We start from the raw sequence: 17,112 nt of genomic DNA on the forward strand, positions 1-17,112 counted from the left end.
GAGGCGCAACTGTCTTAGGCCCTTCCCCTCAATTCCTATGGCGAACCCGAGATGCCACTTCCCTGGAGAATATAAAGGACTCCGGCTGAACCCGCCGTGTAGACTTGGCTGTTCGTGACGAATGCAAGGCCATTCGAGCCCCAGCGAGTCATTCGTGTCGGATATCCAAGGACATCGGGAATCACAATTGAATTCAGTAGACCCAGAGTGTTGAGGTCGTAGATATTGAGCGTGTACGACGTTGCACCCTGACCGGGGTTGTTCGAGATATTCGAGGTAGAAGAAGTGAGAACGAACGCTCGCTTAAGTGTGGAATCGGTCACGACGGCCACTCCAGAAGGAAACGCGCCGACTTGTGCTGGACCCACCGGGTTTGTAATGACGCCCGAATCACTGTAGAGCAGCTTTGTCCCGGTGTCGTAATGGACCCGGAGCCCCAGATTTCCGCTGTTGAGTGTGCCCCCTACCGTGACGCCGGTGGATGACACCGAAAATCCGGCAAGGCCCTGTGGCTCGCCTTCAATATCGGACTGCCCATAGAGCGTGTTGGCGTCCGCACCCCAAGCGAGGGTTGAGAAATCGAATGCGCCAGAGCCATACACCACGAAGCCGGGCCGCGGGGTGGCTTTATCGTAGATCGCCAAATTGCCACATCCCCTGGGCTCTATGTTGTAGTTTCCAGTCGTTACAGCGATCGACTGTGGATTGCCCGGTGCAACCTTAATCTCTTCGGCAAAGGTACAGCTGCCGACCGTTCCCACCGTGTTGGCTGGGTATCCCACGCCGGTCGGTATGGTGAGATCGAGCGAGAACGACGGTAGCGCATAGCGTTGAATGATGGCCTGTCCGTAGAACCCGGAGTAGAGGTATTGATTGTCGTCAGAGAGTGAGATGACGCCTGGGTTGTCGGCTACTGGAATAGCTTGTGTGAGCGCGGACTTGGTTGGATCGACGACCGCAATCGTGTTGGGAAAGACGGGATCGCTTCCGGGAACAGCGACATAAAGCAAGTTGTGTGTACTGTCCCACGCGAGATCCTGACCGGAGATGTCCAGGGTGTTGATCTGCGTGCTTGACCCGAGGTCAGGGAGAACGGTGAAGCCAAGCGCGCTGGAGCTGGCCGTGCCGACACCATTTGTGGCTGCAATACCACTCGCGATGGGAGTGGTGAGCGAGGAAGCAGGAATGGTGGCAACGATCTGCGTATCGGAGACTGAGTCGATTGGAAAAGTCTGGTTGTTCCATGTCACTTGCGAAGACTGCGTGAAATCGCGACCCGTAAGCGTTACCTTCACATCACCGCTCCCGGCAGTGACTGAAACAGGAGTGACTGAGGTCAGCGTTGGCGAAGGAGCGATGTAGCCGCCGGCAGGTGAAGAGACGCCGGTGGGCGCGACGAATGAGCCATCGATCAGGTAGATCTGCGACGAACCGTTGATGGCGAGACCGCTGGTACCCCAACGGACGATCGCCGAGCCTCCGGTGAGACCGTTGACCAACATCGAGTTGATGTAGTTGAACTGATCGAGGCTGAAGGCCTCAATGTAGGTGCCGTTCGGGGGGTTGTTGGGATAGAAGCCGTTGGTGTTCAAGTAGAAGACGGTGCGCTGGGTGATGTCGAGCGCGAAGGGATTTTCTGCGTAGCTGACGGTGTTCTGCACTGCAAACTGACCGGCACTCTGACCGCTGGCGGCGGTGACGACATCGCCATAGCCGTCGACCAGATGACCGGTCTTCGTGTCGAAGGCGAGATGCTTGACGAATTCGCCGAGCGCTGAGTGCTGGTCGCTGACAAGTGTCACGCCGCTGTTGTTGACGGAGAAAATGTCTTCATCCGCAGTGGAGATTTCAGCGTTTGAGCCATAAAGAGTGGTAGCGTCCTTGCCCCACACGGGAGTGTCGTAATTTTCGCCAAAGGCTGTGGTAGTGGCGATGTTAGAACGGGCGACACCGTCATCGAAGACAGCCATACTATTGTTGCTAACGGACACGTTCGAAAGCGAGACGGCAACGGTATGAGGCGCTCCGGGAGCGGCGGCTACGGAATCGGTGATGTTGGGGTTGCCGTTCGTGCTGCCGAGACCGAAGGTGATGTCCGGCGCAAGCGATGGGAGAGTGAAGCGTTCGATCTGCCCAGTGGAGGGGAGTGTTACATAGACGTAAGTGCCGTCCGAAGTGACAGAGATGCCGGAGGGTTGGCTGGGAAGAGATGCGGCGGTGATGACTGTGCCCTGCAGCGGATCGATAGTGACTATGCTGTTCGGGTTGTTGGAAGAGCCTGAGAGAGTCGACGCGATAAGCAAACTGTGCGCTGGATCCCAGCCAAGATCAGCCGCCTCGATGTCCACGGTCCGAATGCGGTTGTTGGCGCTGATGACATTAAGCGTCTGAGGGGCCGAGGTGCCCCCACCGGGAGCCGGACTGGAGACAGCGATTGTGACAGCACCAACAGTAGAAACGGCACTCGCGGGAATGAGAACCGAGGCGGTCGTACCCGACGAGGATTCCGGCTGCGTTGGCGTCCCGTTGATGAGAACCGTCGAGGATGAGACGAAGTTAGTGCCGGAGAGTGTGAGATAGAAATCTGGCGCACCGGCCGTGATTGAGACGGGAGCGATACTGCTGAGGACAGGTACAGGATTGACGACCTGTAACTTAAGCTGATTGGAGATATTGTTCGGCCATGCGGAGTCGTGGACTGTGACAATGAGAATGCCTGTGCTCACAAGGCTTTGCGCGGGAATTGTGAACTGAATCGAGGTTGATGAAATGTAAGTCGTGGTTGCGGCAGGGGAGTTGCTGAGGTAGACGACAGAGGTAGGTGTGAAATAGGTGCCAGTCAGGGTAGCGGTCACCATCGACGAACCCACCGTTACAGTTGCAGGCGAGAGTGATGCGAGTACCGCGGGCGGCTGGCTTAGGGTGACAGGAATTGTTTGTGAGCTGCCGCCACCTGGCGCTGGGTTCAAGACAGCCACGCTCAAAGTGCCTGCAGATGCCAGAAGCGCAGCAGGGGCGGACGCCGTGAGTTCTGTGGCACTGACGAAGGTCGTCGCCAGCCGTGTTGTTCCGGCCATGACTACAGAAGATGAGTTAAAGTTTGTGCCTGTGAGAGTCAACACCGTGTCCGGTGAGCCGGCGTAAAGTAATTGAGGGGCCACGGCAGAGAGTGTCGGCGCGGGATTCATAACCGAGACCTGCTGTGAAGAGGCGCCCCCGGTGGTCGACTGCCCGTCGGGATTGGTGACACTAATGTTTGCTGTGGATCCCGTTGCGGCAAGATCAGCCGGAACAACGGCGCTCAGCGCGGATGCGCTCGTGTACGTCGTTGCGAGAGCAGTTGTATTCCAGTTCACCACGGCCTGGGGCTGAAAATTACTGCCGGTCACAGAGAGCGTGAAAGCCGGCGAACCGACTGGAACACTTGATGGAGCGATGGCTGTAACTGTGGGAGCTGAGGCTTTTGGTTGCGACTCACCTCCACCAGAGCTACCAGAGCCGCCGGAACAGCCGCCGAGGATGGCAAATAATAAAAAAAGAGACAGGGAGTAGAGGCTAGATATCCGGATTCGAGGATACATGAAGAAACCTACCAGTCGCGTTGTCATGGGACGTATGCGGCCATACTACGATATGTAACGTAACCGAGACATAAAGAAAATGAATTGATCGACGCATTCTCATAGTCCCATGCGAGTAGTTGCCCACTTGGCCAAGGGAGTAGGTGACGGCCATCTTCATCTTGCACCCATTTATTAGATTTTATTCATAGAATCTCAAATCGATGCGGTAATCCAATTGCTGGTATCGATGCCATGGAGACGTTGCAAAGTTCGATGGCAAAAGCGTGTAAGGTGTGCGGTTGCCCGAGTCCCTTGTTCGGCGTCGTTGACTTCCATAAGAGTTGCATCGAGGCCCAAGGCAGGCGTCTGTCGCTCTCCGGCATCCCCATTTACTACAGGCGCTGCCCGACTTGCCGGTTTGTTTTTACAGATGCTTTCGATACATGGTCGGAGCAGGCGTTTCTCAAGCATATCTACAACGAGAACTACGTCTTGGTGGATCCGGACTTTGTCGAAGTGCGGCCTTCGCTCAATGCACAAGCTATCGGGCTCGCATTCGCGGCTTCACGATCAGAGATACGCATCCTCGATTACGGCGGCGGCAACGGTCGCATGGCGGAATTATTGCGTGAGCAGGGATTTTCAGCCGCCACCTATGATCCGTTCTCTGTCCACAACGAGCTGCCGTCATGCCGTTTCGACCTGGTCACCTGTCTCGAAGTTGCAGAGCATGCTCCATTCCCGGCGCAGACGATTGCGTCTATGACTTCCCTGCTTCATGACGATGGCGCAATCCTGTTCTCGACTTTGCTGCAACCGGACAACTTTGAAGCGCTCGGTCTCAACTGGTGGTACGCCGGTCCGCGTAATGGGCACGTATCGCTGTACTCAGCAGAGGCTCTGACACGATTGTTCGCTGTGCACGGTATGCGAGTGTCATCTTTCTCTGAAGGGCTGCATCTTGCCTATCGTGAAGTGCCGGCATTCGCAACACATCTCTTATCTGCGTGACCCAACGCTCCAACCACGTATAGACCATCGATGAACAAGAAAGTAAACGCAATGACCAACGTACCTATCGCACCACCCTATCAACTCTGCCCCACTCGCCATGGCGCGATGCTGGCCAACTCCAACGACGTATATATGGGACAAGCCTTCCTTCGATACGGAGAGTGTTGTGAAATCGAAATACGTCTCTTGCTGTCCTTACTCAAGATACCGGGCATGGTGATAGAAGTGGGTGCCAACATGGGGGTTCACACTGTCCCAATGGCTATCGAATTGGCGCGACAAGGTCGCTCGATGCTAGCTCTCGAACCTCAACCCATCATCTTTCAGCAACTCTGCGCAAACCTCGCTATTAACGGTCTGCTGAATGTCAACGCCTTGTCGTACGCTTGCGGTAAAGAGAGCGGAGTAGTGTCTTTTGAAGTTCCCGACTATCGCAGCCGCGGTAACTTCGGCGGAACTTGCATGTCCGCTCATCCGACATCGCCAACACGCCATGAAGCGGTGCCGTGCATCCGGCTCGATGACTTAGTCCCGACCGGTACGGTGGGACTCATAAAAATTGATGTGGAAGGTTACGAACTTCAAGTACTTGAAGGATCCAGCAATATCATCGCGCGTTCCCGTCCAGTGTTGTACGTAGAAAATGACAGAGTCAGTCAGTCCCCTCAACTGATCCAGTGGTTGTTCGATCGCGATTATCAACTCTGGTGGCACGTTCCGTCGCTCTATAACCCCGACAACTTCTTACAGGTAGAGGAAAATATCTATCCAAACATACATTCGAGCAACATGCTATGTATCCCTAAGCTAAGCAACCTGTTGGTTGAAGGCTTGACGAGAGTCGCAGATCCATTCTTCCATCCGTTTGCGCAAACCTTGACTGATTTACGAAAATAGCAGGCAGCGCGCGACAAGCTCCTTGGATTGCTAAGCTCAATAACGTGCTGCCATGGACGCACAACTCAATTCCTTTCTACCGCCTCAATGGTCTTGGACGTCAGAAAATCGAGACGCCTTCATGCTGCAATTGCGGAACGGAGCTTCATCTCGGAACTACTGAACTCGCCAACTCGGTGCTGCAAAGAGGGTGGATCGAAGCCAACGCCAGAGTGATCGCGGTCTGGGACTCAATTCCTTCCGTGCCCCCTGCTGAGTATTCTGCGGCCTGAACACTAAATGTCCCAGCGACTGACCCCAAACTCTCTCAGATCCGCCGCAACAATTTTCATCAGTTCCGCCCAACCACCCAGTTCTTCCACCCGGAACAGCCGCATAGTCGGATACCAGGGGGTGGTTTCACCCTCGAGTGCCCAGCGCCATTCGGGTACGGCTCCCAGCAGCACCCAAACAGGCTTGCCCATACATCCCGCAAGATGGGCGAAGCTGTATCCACCGTAATGACCAGATCTAGGCCGGCGACGATCTCCGCCGTGTCCGCAAAATCCCTGACAGTCGAACACGCATCCCGTATTGCGAATGGAACATCTCCTTGTGTCAACTGTTTTACTGCAGCACCATGCTGCAACGAAACAAACGACACCGCGTCGCCCAACCCTCCCAGTTCGACAAAATGCTTGAGCTGCAGCGATCGTTTGCTGTCGGTCAGATGTTTTGGATTTCCTGCCCAGACCAATCCAACCTGCAACGTGCGGTCACCCGCCCCTGGATCGCACCGCACTGCACGATCATTGCGCCCCTGCCTCGGTCCAATCGGTACCACCGCCGGAATGCTTGCGAGCGTAGTCCCAAAAACGCGTGGCAAACTCATTAGCGGGCAATGGAAATCAATATCAGGGAGCTTTTCCGCGATGCTTATGCACTCTGAGACACCAGGATAGCCTCTAACTAGCCGATGAAGCGTTGGCTGCACCGCCAGAAGCACTCGCGCACCGCGTGCCGCGACCATCGGCACATAGCGGAGGAACTGTAAGGTATCCCCAAAACCTTGCTCTGCGTGAATTAGAATCGTCTTTTCTTCTAGCGGTTCTCCTCTCCACATAGGGGCCTGGAACCCTTCCATGTGGTAGAAGTTCTTCGCCTTCAACCTCCAATCGAACTCCTCAAATCCGTCTTCGTAGTTGCCCTGCAAGAGCAATGTCAGTCCAAGATTTGCGTGCGCGGGGACATACTCTGGATCGCATCGCAGAGCCTTTCGGTAAGATGCCACCGCAGCGATCGGGTTACATAGTTGAAAATGACACACCCCAAGCTCGCACCACGCATTGGCGCTCGGCGCTAATTCAATCGATCGGCCCAGTGTCTCCATAGCTTGAGTCAACAGCCCCATCCTCGCTAATCCAACCCCAACCTTCAGATATCCCGCCCCATCAAGCGGTTCTCCCTCCAACGCACGTAGAAAATAACGACCAGCCTCTTCCTCTTGTCCCATCTCCGCGCACAAGACACCTAGGTCGACATAGATAGTGCTCCTAACCATCGAGCACCGTAAGGCCAGTAGATACCATGCCTTCGCCGCATTCAGGTCACCAAGACTCTTCTGGAGGGCTCCGAGCTGGTAGTAAGCTGCGAAGTAATCTGGTTGAAGTTTGATCGCTTTCGCTAGAGATTGGACCGCGGACACATTGTTACCTGCCAAGATCAGGTCGCGTCCGATATTGAAATGCTCTTCGGCGTTGGAAGGCAGAATATGCATACAAGGCTCCATATGCAAGATCCTTGCCAATCGTGACGGCAGTCCCCTGAGGGGACCTTAACCCAAAGGTTTGAAATTCGGAAATAGCGAAATGCAAAGATTGCTCGGCGCATAGTTCAGGTTGGGCTCTTTCAATCTAGACAGCGCACTGAACAGCAGCGTTACTTGAGCGCGCGTCTTGGAACATGGCCAGCTCCAAAGCTACACGCTCCATCAACTCTTCCCATCCGCCCGAAAAAGACCGGCGAAAAAGGCGGGCCGTTGGGTACCAGGGCGTAGTTTCGGATTGGAGTCCCCATCTCCAGTCAGGGATATGAGAATTCAAGATCCACACTGGTTTTTCCATGGCTCCCGCGAGATGGGCCATTGCCGTATCAACAGTAATCACCAAGTCCAAACTGGATATGATTGCGGCCGTATCGCTAAAGTCTCTAACCGCTGAGCATGGATCTGGCAAGTAGAAAGGCCAATCGACTATTTGCTCAGATGCGGGTCCCTTCTGCAGAGATACGAAAGATACACCATCTATTTTGGAAAGGGGTAGGAAGTGGGCAAGCGATATGGAACGCAGTGCGTCATTTTGGTGCATCGGGTTTCCTCCCCAAACCAGCCCGACCTTCAGGCAATCTTTCGTTTCATAGCGAGATGATGGCTCACTAAATACCACGTCCAGTAATTCAAGAGGAGAAGAAGGAATGGTGTCGATTGTTGTCCCAAAGACATAGGGAAGACTCATCAGAGGGCAATGACAGCTAAACTCCGGCAATGCTTCGCCCTGTCCGATGCATTGATCAACTCCAGGGACGCGTTGCAAAAGGCGTTTTATACTCGGTTGGACCTCCAGGATCACTCGTCCGCCGCGTCGTGCGACCAGCGGGGCATACCGCACAAATTGAAGTGTGTCTCCAAACCCTTGTTCCGCGTGAATGAGGATGGTTGCACCATCAAGTGACTCGCCCTGCCATTGTGGCTGTTTGAAGCCTCTGCGTGGCGAGGTAAATTTCTCCCATTGCCATCGCCACTCATATTCACGCCAGCCGCGATCGTAGTCACCGAGCATCAGAAGCGGTATAGCCAGGTTCCAGTGCGCTTCTGCCGAATCGGGTTGTTGTTCGACGAGTCGCTCCAGATAATCAATTCCTTCGTAACTACCTTGTAGGACGAGCAAAGAACCTAAGTTACTCAGCACGTCGGTATATTCAGGCTCAAAGTCAAGAGCCTTACGATAAGCCTCTGCCGCTGCCGCCAAGTCACCCAAAGCCTGTTGCGAGGCCCCTAGACTATGAAACGCTTTGGCATAATCCGGTCGAAGCATTGTGGCGTTGCCAAAGCTTTCGATCGCTGCTCGATGCTCTTTCTGTTTGGCCAAGGCGCGACCAAAATTAAAGTGTGCGTCTGCATGGGAGGCGTCAAGCTGAATCGCACGAAGGAAGGATTCGGTAGCTGCTTCATGCTGCTCCCACTCCGAGTATGCCAATCCCAAATTGTTATAGACATCCGCCTGTGCCGACAGAGCCACTGATCTCTTGTAGCTGTCGATTGCAGCAGCGTAATCTTTTTCGGCAAGGTAAACATTGCCGAGGTTGAAGAAAGCATCTGGGGAGGCGGGATCCAATCGGATGGCATGCGAGTAGCTGACCTTCGCAAGATCATTCTTGCCTGTCTTAAAAAGAGCGTTCCCCAAAGCATTGTGGGCAGGAGCGTGGTTAGGTGCGGATCGAATGGCTGATTTCAAGTATTTGATGCCAAGCTTGCAATCCCCAGTGCCACCGCAACGTTACCCAGGGACAGCTGAACCAGCAACATGGTCGGAGCAGCACGGAGAGCCCGCTGATAACAATTCTTCGCTTCCTCCAGCCTGCCTTGCTCTTCCAAAAGAATGCCGAGGTTCGCATGGGCATCAGCATTGTGCGGATTGACTGCTAGTGCGCAACGATAACTTTTCTCAGCGTTGCTCCTGTCACCGCGTGCTTTGAGTGCATTCCCAAGGTTATTGTGATATTCGGTCACCCGAGGATTAATCTCGATGCTCTTTGTGATTAGCTCGACGGCAAGATCTGGGCTACCGAGCTGGTTACACAAAACACCGAGGAGATGCAACGCATCGGCATGTTGGGGCTCCTTGGACAGAATCTCTCGATAAAGAGACGCCGCCTCTGAAAACTCGCCAGCCTTATGGCGACTCAAGGCTGTTGAGAGAAGCTCTGAAGAATTCGGCACCGATCACCTCGAAAATCAGAATCACCTCGAGGATACTTGCCGTGCGCGTTTAGGTACTGCTGAGAATATGACACGGGCGCCTCTTATTCCCAAAACGGTAACCACGTGAGGAAGGTGTCAATTGACAGCCAGTTGCAGGCGTCTCGGTAACGCGTGCTAGCCTTCGCAATACAAGGCTTCACGGTAGTTGTCGAGACTATGTGCGCTCGTGTTTAGTGGATCTCTTACTGCTTACTTGCGACCTTATGTATGGGCAGCGTCTCTCAATCAGCTCGCGCCGATAGAGTTGCTCCTGCGCGGGTCCGTTTCTGTGGCTAAGAAGATTTCTGCGATGGCGACAGCGCGACGGAAGCTTCACTGGTGAGCACTCGGAAGACGAAGGTCTCCTGAAGATACAGTTGCACGGCGGAATCGGTGTGGCTGAGGTAGCCGATCGAAACATCCTGTCCGAGGTTCAGCTCAAAGTCGCCGCCGCGTGTTGTGAGGACATATGCGCCTTCAATCGCAGGCGCCCAGATCAGGTTGCCGTCCACGATGCGCTTCACATGCTCGAGCACAGGGTATCCGTGATCGCGGGTTTCGGCGAGCGCTGTGTATTCTTCGGCCCCAAGCACAACCGAGTAGGGCCCATTGACGCCCATCAGCCGCAGTTGGCTCAGCGCATGCGCCACTGCATCCGGATAATCCCGCACATCCGCGGGTAGCGTCTCGATGGGGTTGCTGGTGCCTTCGCGGATGCCCTGGATATCCGCATCATGGTATCCGTTGAAGATAGCGCGATCTTCCGCGAAGGCTAGTTTTTTCGCGGCATCCTTTGCAGGCTGCCAGTCAGAGTCATCGGAGCCGCGGTCCACATCGTCGATCGTCTGACGCGACAGTTCGAACGGAACCCGCAGCTCCACTAGCGGCTTCACCTCACGCTGTCTTGCGAGGATGCCTTCTGCAGGAGCGGAGATGTTCTTCAGATGCCCGGTCCCGACTCCAGGAAAAGCGACTCCTCCCGGTGAAGGAACATCGACAACGCGTCGCCCGGCCAGATACCGCTTCAGTGTTCTTGTCGTCTCTTCCTCAATCTCCGCCCATGCCGCGTCAGAGATTGGTGCCAGCTCCCGATGGAGGTTATTCATCTTTCTCTCCCTTTAGTGATCCTATTTTGAGTGATGTGTCGTTCACGTCGGCAGGTGCCGGTGAAGGTGGCGACGAAGGCGGTTCGGTGGATGGTGCTTTTGCATCTTCCGGTGCGACCGGCGCGTCGGGCGTGACGTTGTCGAGAAATGTTGCAGATGGCACGAAGAACAGGCTGCCGGTCACGGGGCGGCTGAAGTCGAGCAGCCGGTCGTAGTTTCCAGGCGGCCGGCCCACGAACATGTTTTCCAGCATGAGCTCGGTGATGCGCGGCGTGCGGCTGTAGCCGATAAAATACGTTCCGAATTCGCCGTGGCCCGGACGCCCAAAGGGCATGTTGTCTCTCAAAATCTGAAGCTGACGTCCGTTCTCCTCGATGTTGGTGAGCGCGTTGTGTGCGTATACGGGCTTTTCGGCGTCGCTCAGTTCTATGTCCGAGAGCTTGCGGCGACCGATGATGCGTTCCTGCATCTCGACCGGGAGCGAATTCCACGCCTTCAAGTCGTGGAGGTACTTCTGCACGATGACATAGCTGCCGCCTGTAAAGGCCGGATCTTCGCTGCCGACGACCGCCGCGTCGCGCGCCGCATCACCCCGTGGATTCTCCGTTCCATCGACGAAGCCGATCACATCGCGGTCGTCGAAGTAGCGGAAGCCGTGCACCTCGTCGGCCACGGAGACTATGTCTCCGATGCTGTCCATGATCTGCGTCGCCAGCTCGAAGCAAAGATCCATGCGTTTGGCGCGAATGTGGAAGAAGATGTCCCCCGGCGTGGAGACAGCGTCGCGTCCCCCGGAGCAAATCCTACGAAAGGAATGAAGCTCGGCGGGACGAGGCGCTCCGAAGAGCTTGTCCCATGCATCCGACCCGAATCCGGCGACGCAGGTAAGGCCCGCCTCTACGTCGCGAAACTCCACTGCGCGAATCAGCCCGGAGAGACCGGCGCAAAAGTCGCGCAGGCGCGTGTAAGCATCTTCGTCCTGTTGGGCGCATAGCACCAGAAAGATCGCCGACCGCGTAAGCGGACCGACCACGGTCTGCGGAAGAACAATTTCGTTGAGTTCGCCAGGGGCGTCCATCGTTTTCTTTATTCCCGATCTGCTTTGGCTTTATCTGAGTATCGCATTTTTTTCAGCGCGTAATGTTGCGGGAGCGTTAGTGCGATTGTTCGAGGAGCTTAATGTTTGCGAGTGTGTCTTCATCGTTCGGCTTCAGCTCGAGAACTCGCTTGTAGAGGGCGAGGGCCTGATCTGGGCGGCCTGACTGCTGATAAAGCACCGCAAGGTTGAAATAAGGAATTGGGTCTTTGGTCTTTTGATCGATCGCTATCGTAAATTGATGCGCGGCATCGTTCGATCGATTCTCCCTCATGTAGAGGACGCCGAGATTTACATGAGCTGCGCTGCTGGAGGGGTCGAGTTGCAAGGCCCGCTGGTAGTTGGCCTCGGCCTCACTCGTCGAGCCGACACTCTGGTCTACCGTGCCGCTGTTCAGGAGTGTTGGGATGTCGTCGGGAGCCTGCGCTAGCGCCTGCTTGTAGGCTGTCTGAGCGTCATTGAACGATCCGAGCTGGAGGTATACATCGCCCAGGCTCGCGTACGCATGGGGATAGTTGCTGTCGAGTTGAATGGTGCGCTGGTATTCGTCGAGCGCTGCATGAAGATCGCCTTTCACCTTCTGCGAGTAGGCAAGGTTGTAGTGGAGGGATGGGCTTTGCGGCGTCGCCTGCAGGGAATGGGCGAAGAGCTGCACTGGGTCGGCCCAATCGGCAACCCTCGTGATGGTTCTATAGAGATTCCACACGGCCCATAGCACGATGATGCCAGCGAGGAAGTTGCGCAGGAGCGGTTGGTTCGGAATGGAGCAGACGGCAATGATAGCTACGACGATCCCGATGGAGGCGAGGTAGGCGAAACGCTCCGCCAGTCCCTGGTAGTTCGTGAGCACGACGAAAGGCGCGATGCAGATAAGGAACCACGTGAGACCGCCGAGAAGAGTGGGATGGTTCCGACGCCGCAACACCGCGTAGCCAAATGCAATAACGAAGCAGACGACTGCGGCAAGCGACCATGGATGGGACTGGCCCGGCGAGAAGAAGGTGGAGCGTTCAACACTCATGCGCAGAGGAAAGAGTGTGAGAGCAAGATACTTCGAAAACGCAAGGCCGGCCCACTTGAACGATGCGAGTCCGGAGAAGGACTTTACCTTGACGCTGAAGCGCACGGCTTCGACTGCGAAGGCGGCGAGAGCCACGGTAGCCAGGGTTATGAAGAGATTCTTCGACCGCTGCTCTTCGACAAGAAGCAGTAGGAGGAGGAGCAGAGGAATTATCAAGATGCCGAGTTCGTGTGAGAGGCCGGCGCAGACGGCGGCGAAAAAGCATGCCAGCCTCCACGTCCATCCGCCGTCGCGAATACTGTTGAGCGCAGAGAGAAAGCAAACCAACACGAAGAGCGTGCACAGAGCGTACGAGCGGCCGCTGATCCATGCCACTACCTCGGTGTTGATGGGCAGCGAGAGCCACAGCAGACACACGGCTGCAGCGGGAAGGACAGGCATCTTGAGCCTTCTGAGTAGAGCGAAGACAAGATTACTATTTGCGAGGTGGAGAGCGATGTTGGTTGCGTGATAGCCGCCTGCGTCGAGACCCCAGAGGGCACGGTCGATGAAGAGGGAGAACCAGAAGAGCGGCCGATAGGTGGACCCGGCATAGCCGAGCAAGGAGGTTGTGAGCTCGACCGGGTGCAGGAGAAAACGTTGTACGAAGGAGGCCCAAGTGGAGAGGTTGGGATTGTTGACGATCTGCTCGAGATCGTCATAGACGAATGGTGAGGTGAAGCTTCGCCAGTAGAGGACCAGGATGAGGAACCCTGACAACAGCAGGAAGGCTCTTTGAGGATGATCTTGAAGCCAGTTCGCCGAGGAAGATTTCGGGCGGCGAGTTTTTGCAGACGACTTGCTCCCCACAATTCCACTCCTCTCTGCAAGGGTAAATCAGAGGGCACCGCGGATAAGTGAAGAGGTAATGAGTTTTACAGATGAGCATGGCAGTGTGGTAGTTTTTGCCAGATAATGCAGGATTTTTCGTTGACAAATCCATAACCATTCGGTTATGGTTTGTGCCATGCCGAGCGACGCAGACAATCTCTTCCGGGTTCTCGCTGATCCAACTCGCCGAGCCATCTTCGAGCGGCTGACCCGGGAGGGCGACCAGACCGTTCATGCTTTGACCGAGCGGGCGGGTGTGTCGCAGCCGATGGTTTCGAAGCATCTGTCCGCTTTGAAGCGTGCGAGGCTGGTTCGCAATCGGCGCAAAGGGCGAGAGACCCATTACCACGCAAGGCCGGAGGCTCTCGCACCGCTGGTGGATTGGATGAATGCCTATGGGCGCTTCTGGCACGACCGGTTTGACCGGCTCGAAGATTTACTCAAAAGGATGGACCCATGACTACCACTACTCGCACACTTGTGATCGAAAGGGAGATGCCATACCCGGCGGAAAAGATCTGGCGCGCTCTTACCGAAGGCCCACTGATTAAGGAGTGGCTGATGGACAACGACTTCCAACCTGTCGTGGGCCACGGGTTTAGTTTTCGCTCTACGCCCGTGCCCAATTGGGATGGCATCATCAATTCGGAAGTCCTGGTCGTCGAGCCTCACAAGAAGCTCTCCTATACGTGGGGCACTATGGGGATGGAGAGCGTCGTGGTTTGGACCTTGGTCCCGACAAGTGGCGGAACGCTGCTGCGCATGGAGCAGTCCGGCTTCGGCTCCGATCAAGATGCCGCATATAAAGGCGCGACCTACGGCTGGAATAAGTTCATCGGCAACATGGAGCGAGTTGTCGCCGCGCTCCAGTAACGTCGCACGCGAAAAGGAGGCGTGGACATCATGAACCAACGTTTGATCTTTCGCTGGATTCACATCATCGTCAGCGTTCCGATCTACGGATATATCTACAGTCCGTTTGAAAAGCTGCCGCAGTACGCCCACCCTACTCGGTTTGTCTTCTTTCCTCTTATGGTGCTTACGGGGTTGTTGATGTGGAAGGGCCATCTCCTTCGGCGAATCATTTCGAACAGATCGGCATGACAAGGGTGCAGCGACCGGGACACTAGGAGCGGAGGAAATATGAAGCCAACAAGTAGTTCGAATGACGGGGACGCTTCGGCGAACATCACTAAGCGGATTGAAGAGCTTGGCGACTGGCGTGGAGAGACCCTCGCGCATCTCCGTCAGCTCATTCACGATGCCGACCCCGACATAGTGGAGGAGTGGAAATGGATGGGGACACCTGTCTGGTCTCACGACGGCATCGTCTGCACAGGGGAGTCATACAAGCAGGTCGTGAAGCTCACCTTCGCTCGTGGAGCCTCCATCGAAGATCCGAAGAAGCTCTTCAATTCCAGCCTGGACGGAAACGTGCGGCGTGCGATCGACGTGCGCGAAGGAGAGAGGATCAACGAAGCTGCCTTCAAGAAACTCATCCGCTCCGCGGTCGCGGAGAACTCCGCGGTGCTCGCTGAACGGGCAGCCAAGAAGAAGAAATAGGGCCGGCGCTTCGTCTATGTCGAGGGTCTTTCGCTACGATGTTGCTGCGAGTCTTCTTGAAAACAATCAGACCCTCGAGAGGAGTTGCTGGGCTCGAGGGTCCGGTTTTGTTTGCTACGTTGGCTGATTAGCGTGTAGCGGCTGCGAGGGGTTTGCTGGAGAGGATCTCGTCTTCGATCCAGGCGTAGGTTTTGGCGAGGCCGTCGCGAAGCTTGATGGACGGCGCCCAGTTGAGTTTTTCCTGGATGAGGGTGTTGTCGCTGTTGCGGCCGTTGACGCCCTTGGGGGCACTGAGGTTGTAGTTGCGCTTGAGCTTGATGCCGGCGATATCCTCGGCGATGTCGACGAGTTGGTTGATGGTGACGAGTTCGTCGGAGCCGAGGTTGAGGGGCTCGTGAATCTCGCTCTCGGCGATCATCTGCGTGCCCTTGGTGCAGTCGTCGATGTACATGAAGGAGCGGGTTTGTTTGCCGTCGCCCCAGATCTCGATCTCGTGCTTGCCGGAGTGCTTGGCCTCGATGACCTTGCGACAGACAGCGGCGGGAGCCTTTTCGCGGCCACCGGTCCAGGTGCCTAACGGACCGTAGACGTTGTGGTAGCGGGCGACGCGGGCCTGGAGGCCGTAGTCCTCTTCGAAGTGGCGGCACATGCGCTCGGAGAAGAGCTTCTCCCAACCGTAGCCGTCTTCGGGAAGTGCAGGGTAGGCGTCCTCCTCTTTGAGGGCGACGACGTCGGGGCTGGTCTGCTTTTCGCCGTTGTAGACGCAGGCGGAGGAGGAGTAGAAGAAGCGCTCGACACCCTTTTCGCGAGCGGCCATGAGCATGTGGGTGTTGGTGAGAACGGAGAGCATGCAGAGGGCTTTGTTGTTTTCGATGAAGCCCATGCCGCCCATGTCGGCGGCGAGCTGGAAGATGACTTCTGCGCCTGTGGCTGCAGTGAGGCAGCTGTCCTTGTCTTTGAGGTCGAGGGAAAGGCTTTCGACGTCTTTGGATACTTGATACCACTCATCGAGGGGTTTGATGTCGACGGCGCGGATGACATCGACGCCATTTGCCAGCAGGCTCTGAACGAGGTGGCCGCCGATGAATCCACCGGCACCGCAGACGACTGCTTTTTGTCCTTTAAGCTTCATAGGGGAGAGACTCCTTGGGGTCTTAGGTTAGAAGCTGTTGAAGTGGTTCAGGTTATCCAACGGGTGCTCGAGCATGACATTTCTCGCTTTGCTTCCAAGTGCCAAGTATAGCTGGGAGGGGTGATGAGGTGCTATGAGAAATAAATCCTAACGGGAGGGATTGACTTTTCGGCGTTTCATCTGGCGATTAATCTTTCTGATCGCAAAAGAGATACAGAAATGGCACAAATTTGATGTAGCATCGTCTGGCATTTGACGTCACGTCTACGCACTCCTCGGAGGAACGCTGATGGGGGTTTCTCGTGCAGTCGCCGCACTCCTGATTGTTTCTACTTCCACATTCACGATGGCCCAGACCGGGGGGCTTACCTGCTCGAGCGACGATGGGGGATATCGCTACTGTCGAGCGGATACGCAGAATCAGGTTCAGTTGACGCGTCAGATCTCGGGTTCGCGATGCCAGCTGGGCTATAGCTGGGGATACGATCCGCGCGGCATCTGGGTGGATCGCGGGTGCAGGGCGCAGTTTACCTATGGACGCGGACGGAGCGACAGCGGCAGTAACACGGGGGCCGCGATTGCTGGTGGCATTCTGGGTGCGTTGATTCTGGGGGCAGCGGTGGCCGCGTCGAAATCCGATAACAATGACGGCGGCGACCACGAGCGAGTGAACTACTACAACGATGGATACCGGATGGGACGGCAGGATGCCGACGAAGGCCGACGTGACTTTTACCAGTGGTGGAGCGAACGCTATCCGGCGAAGTATGAGAGGGACTTTGCCGCGGGGTACGCCGACGGCTACCACAACTATGGACGCAGGCCGCCGCGATAGACACGCCGCAGTGCATTT

At 55.8% G+C, this 17,112-nt stretch carries 15 protein-coding genes; 7 read left to right on the plus strand and 8 right to left on the minus strand.

Annotated features, from left to right (window positions below; translation table 11 throughout):
- Positions 1–35: 35 nt before the first annotated feature.
- Complete coding sequence (locus RBB76_RS01495; RefSeq protein WP_429634583.1) at positions 36–3,608, minus strand: beta strand repeat-containing protein; 3,573 nt, start codon at positions 3,606–3,608, stop codon at positions 36–38.
- A gap of 228 nt (positions 3,609–3,836) precedes the next feature.
- On the opposite strand from RBB76_RS01495, the gene RBB76_RS01500 reads away from it, so the two are divergent.
- Positions 3,837–4,574, plus strand: a complete 738-nt coding sequence (locus tag RBB76_RS01500) for a class I SAM-dependent methyltransferase (RefSeq protein ID WP_429634582.1) — start codon at positions 3,837–3,839, stop codon at positions 4,572–4,574.
- A 30-nt stretch (positions 4,575–4,604) separates the two neighbouring features.
- Positions 4,605–5,474, plus strand: a complete 870-nt coding sequence (locus RBB76_RS01505; RefSeq protein ID WP_429634581.1) for an FkbM family methyltransferase — start codon at positions 4,605–4,607, stop codon at positions 5,472–5,474.
- Between the two features lie 331 nt (positions 5,475–5,805).
- Here RBB76_RS01505 and RBB76_RS01510 read toward each other — a convergent pair whose 3' ends face one another.
- The 6 genes from RBB76_RS01510 to RBB76_RS01535 form a co-directional block, all read right to left on the minus strand.
- On the minus strand, positions 5,806–7,230 hold the full coding sequence (locus tag RBB76_RS01510; RefSeq protein ID WP_429634580.1) for a tetratricopeptide repeat protein: 1,425 nt from the start codon (positions 7,228–7,230) through the stop codon (positions 5,806–5,808).
- A 136-nt stretch (positions 7,231–7,366) separates the two neighbouring features.
- Positions 7,367–8,965, minus strand: a complete 1,599-nt coding sequence (locus tag RBB76_RS01515; protein ID WP_429634579.1) for a tetratricopeptide repeat protein — start codon at positions 8,963–8,965, stop codon at positions 7,367–7,369.
- Entirely contained in the window at positions 8,962–9,450 is a 489-nt protein-coding gene (locus RBB76_RS01520) for a tetratricopeptide repeat protein (RefSeq protein WP_429634578.1), read from the minus strand. The genes RBB76_RS01515 and RBB76_RS01520 overlap by 4 nt, the downstream gene beginning before the upstream one ends.
- Positions 9,451–9,764: 314 nt before the next feature.
- Positions 9,765–10,577: a family 1 encapsulin nanocompartment shell protein gene (locus RBB76_RS01525; protein ID WP_429634577.1), complete on the minus strand. Its 813-nt coding sequence runs from the start codon at positions 10,575–10,577 to the stop codon at positions 9,765–9,767.
- Positions 10,570–11,655, minus strand: coding sequence for a Dyp-type peroxidase (locus tag RBB76_RS01530; RefSeq protein ID WP_429634576.1), 1,086 nt, complete (start codon positions 11,653–11,655; stop codon positions 10,570–10,572). The genes RBB76_RS01525 and RBB76_RS01530 overlap by 8 nt, the downstream gene beginning before the upstream one ends.
- Before the next feature lie 76 nt (positions 11,656–11,731).
- Entirely contained in the window at positions 11,732–13,453 is a 1,722-nt protein-coding gene (locus RBB76_RS01535; protein WP_429634575.1) for a tetratricopeptide repeat protein, read from the minus strand.
- Positions 13,454–13,700: 247 nt separating this feature from the next.
- Between RBB76_RS01535 and RBB76_RS01540 the strand changes: the two genes are divergently transcribed.
- From RBB76_RS01540 to RBB76_RS01555, 4 genes are read left to right on the plus strand one after another with little or no spacing between them, the layout of a single operon-like run.
- Entirely contained in the window at positions 13,701–14,024 is a 324-nt protein-coding gene (locus RBB76_RS01540) for an ArsR/SmtB family transcription factor (RefSeq protein ID WP_429634574.1), read from the plus strand.
- Positions 14,021–14,437: an SRPBCC family protein gene (locus tag RBB76_RS01545; protein WP_429634573.1), complete on the plus strand. Its 417-nt coding sequence runs from the start codon at positions 14,021–14,023 to the stop codon at positions 14,435–14,437. The genes RBB76_RS01540 and RBB76_RS01545 overlap by 4 nt, the downstream gene beginning before the upstream one ends.
- A 30-nt stretch (positions 14,438–14,467) precedes the next feature.
- A complete protein-coding gene (locus RBB76_RS01550; RefSeq protein WP_429634572.1) occupies positions 14,468–14,668 on the plus strand; it encodes a hypothetical protein in 201 nt (66 codons plus the stop codon).
- 39 nt (positions 14,669–14,707) lie between these two features.
- Positions 14,708–15,127, plus strand: a complete 420-nt coding sequence (locus RBB76_RS01555) for a DUF1801 domain-containing protein (RefSeq protein ID WP_429634571.1) — start codon at positions 14,708–14,710, stop codon at positions 15,125–15,127.
- Positions 15,128–15,254: 127 nt separating this feature from the next.
- Here the strand turns inward: RBB76_RS01555 and RBB76_RS01560 are convergent, their stop codons facing one another.
- Positions 15,255–16,259: an NAD-dependent epimerase/dehydratase family protein gene (locus RBB76_RS01560; RefSeq protein ID WP_429634570.1), complete on the minus strand. Its 1,005-nt coding sequence runs from the start codon at positions 16,257–16,259 to the stop codon at positions 15,255–15,257.
- Between the two features lie 289 nt (positions 16,260–16,548).
- On the opposite strand from RBB76_RS01560, the gene RBB76_RS01565 reads away from it, so the two are divergent.
- Complete coding sequence (locus tag RBB76_RS01565; protein WP_429634569.1) at positions 16,549–17,094, plus strand: DUF3011 domain-containing protein; 546 nt, start codon at positions 16,549–16,551, stop codon at positions 17,092–17,094.
- Positions 17,095–17,112: the final 18 nt, after the last annotated feature.

The sequence above is a fragment of the Tunturiibacter psychrotolerans genome (assembly GCF_051013365.1).
Lineage (GTDB): Bacteria > Acidobacteriota > Terriglobia > Terriglobales > Acidobacteriaceae > Edaphobacter > Edaphobacter psychrotolerans_A.